Consider the following 1,413-nt stretch of genomic DNA (forward strand, 5'->3'; position numbering starts at 1 on the left):
TGTACTTTTTATGTTCTACTTTTGGCAAATAGCCGGATTTGTATCCGCTAACTGAGAAGCCCCGCACCCACACGGCGGGGCTTTTGCGTTTCTATCCCCCCATGTTGGCCGGATAGGCAACCTAGATTCTCAATCAGATTTGAACCCTCAGCCGCGCCGCCTCGTGCCGAGCGCGAACGGAAACTCGCGCCATGCAGCTACCCTATGACGAATACCGCTCCGACTACGAAGGGCTCGGTTACAGCGAGGAGAGTGCGCGAAAGCATCTCAGCTATTTTGCACGCCTTCTTGACTACTTTGTTCGCGCTGCTTGGGAAAATGCCCCGCTCGAACAGACTTTGGGGATCGCTGGAGTTTCCGATTCAGTTCGGAGCAGTCGTGTGGTAGAATGGAAGCAGAGCCTGCCTGATGCCTTCAATGCGCGATCCGGCGGCAGAAAGTCTTAAAAACATGGGAACATCGCACGCGCAAAGCGCCATCATATATTGCCGCGTATCATCCAAGAAGCAGGTGAGCGACGGCAACGGCCTTGCATCGCAGGAAGCAGCCTGCCGTGAGTATGCAGAGGCCAAGGGCTACACCGTCAAGGCGGTGATCTGCGACGACCTGACGGGCAAGTCCGATCAACGCGGTGGCCTCAAGGCGATGATCGCAGCTCTCCAGCAGAGCAAAGACACCACCACCATCGTCATCATCGATGACCTCAACCGCCTAGCGCGCAGCGTGCGAACCCACCTCACAATCCGCGATGCCATTGCCGCAGCAGGCGGCAAACTGGAATCCCCCAAGCGTGTGTTTGCCGACGATCCCGAAGACGACATCCTTGAAGTAATCGAGGCGGCATTCGCTGGCGAACACCGCCGCAAAAATGCCGAGCAGACCCGCGCCCGGATGCGAGCGCGGTGCCTCAACGGCTATTGGTGTCTGCAACTCCCTCACGGCTACAAATACTACAAGGTCAAAGGCCAAGGCGCGCTGATCGAGCGCGATGAGCCTGTCGCCTCTGTCGTTCAGAATGCTCTTGAATCTTTCGCCTGCGGACATCTGCAAACACAGGCCGATGTCGCGCGCTTCCTGCAAAGCCAGCCCGACTTCCCAAAACGCTCCACTGGCCGTGTTCCCGATCAGATGGCTAAGAACATCCTCACCAATCCGCTCTATGCGGGATATGTCGAGGTGCCGAACTGGGATGTCTCGTTGCGCCCCGGCCACCACCCGGCGCTCATCGACTTCGAGACCTTCCAAACTATTCAGAAGCGCCTTGAAGGCCCCACCAAGGGCATCGTGCGCAAGGACAACAGTGCCGATTTCCCGCTTCGTGGCTTCGTCGAATGTGGCGATTGCGGCAAGCCGCTGACGAGCTGCTGGGCCAAGGGCAAGAAGCAGCGTCATGCTTATTACCACTGCTTCAAT

Annotated in this window: 2 protein-coding genes; both read left to right on the forward strand. The window is 57.6% G+C overall.

Going from position 1 to position 1,413, the window contains the following annotated elements; all coding sequences use genetic code 11:
• Positions 1-191: 191 nt before the first annotated feature.
• The gene (locus tag K7H93_RS15895; RefSeq protein WP_230784444.1) at positions 192-446 is read left to right on the forward strand and encodes a hypothetical protein; all 255 of its coding nucleotides are present in this window, start codon (positions 192-194) and stop codon (positions 444-446) included.
• Between the two features lie 4 nt (positions 447-450).
• A partial coding sequence (locus K7H93_RS15900; protein ID WP_269060345.1) for a recombinase family protein occupies positions 451-1,413 on the forward strand: 963 nt, incomplete at its 3' end.

The organism is Citromicrobium bathyomarinum (assembly GCF_021021475.1).
GTDB classification, from domain to species: Bacteria; Pseudomonadota; Alphaproteobacteria; order Sphingomonadales; family Sphingomonadaceae; genus Alteriqipengyuania; species Alteriqipengyuania bathyomarina.